Here is a 1,047-nt window from a genome sequence, read left to right as displayed (position 1 = left end):
GACGACAGCGAATTCGCCCAGAAGGCGGGGCTCTGGCTCGAACTCGACCCGAAGGACCTCGTGAAGGACGGCACCCGCGTCACAGCCCTGAGCATGTACGAGGAGAACCTCCGGATCGCCTTAGAGAGCGTGTCGGAACTCGTCGAGGAGCTCGACGGCGACGTCGTCGTCACCGCCGACCACGGCGAGGCGTTCGGCGAGGAGGGCGTCTGGGAGCACCACATCGAGACGTACATCCCCGCGCTGATGGAGGTCCCGTGGCTGGAAGTCGAGTAGCCGTTCGGTCCGCCGCCGTAGTGTCGGCGGGATCGTCGCTCCACCGATGAAGGTCAGCCACTACTTCGAGTTCGAGGAGCACGTCACCGGCGGCATGGCGGCCTCCGTCGACCACCAGCGGAAGATGTTCGACCGGGTCGGGATCGAGTACACCACGGAGCCGACGCTGGACGCCGACGTGCTCCACTGCAACCTGATGGGGCCCCGCTCGGTCTGGTACGCGCGCCGCGCCCGGAAGGCCGGGATTCCCGTCGTCGCGCACACCCACGTCACCGCCGAGGACTTCGGCGACAGCTTCCGGTTCACGAACGCGCTCGCACGGCCGCTGAAGCCGTACCTCCGTCGCGCGTACGGACTCGCCGACCGGCTGATCTGCCCCTCCGAGTACAACCGCGACGTGATCAAGGGGTACACCGACGCGCCGACCACGGTGATATCCAACGGCGTCGACCGCGAGAAGCTCGACGGGTTCGAATCGCTGGAGGACGAGTACCGCGAGCGCTACGACCTTGACCCGCCGACGGTGTTCATGGTCGGCCACGTGATCAAGCGGAAGGGGCTGGAGACGTTCGTCGAGACGGCTCACCGGATGCCGGACGTCGACTTCGCGTGGTTCGGCCACGTCGACCGGTCGCTGAAGGGCCGCGAGACGAAGCGGCTCATCGACGAGGCGCCGTCGAACTGCACGTTCACGGGGTTCGTCGACGACATTCGCGGCGCGTACGCCGCGGGCGACGTCTTCTGTTTCCCGACCCACGAGGAGAACGAGGG

The 1,047-nt window shown here is 67.1% G+C and carries 1 protein-coding gene and 1 pseudogene; both read left to right on the top strand.

What is annotated here, in order from left to right; translation table 11 throughout:
- Positions 1-276: pseudogene (locus B9G38_RS17680) on the top strand (hypothetical protein); the annotation flags it as partial.
- 46 nt (positions 277-322) lie between these two features.
- A partial coding sequence (locus tag B9G38_RS17675) for a glycosyltransferase family 4 protein (RefSeq protein WP_086221211.1) occupies positions 323-1,047 on the top strand: 725 nt, incomplete at its 3' end.

This window comes from Halorubrum sp. SD612, from assembly GCF_002135005.1.
The sequence above is the reverse complement of the archived record's forward strand: the minus strand, read 5'-3'. Positions and strand labels throughout refer to the sequence as shown.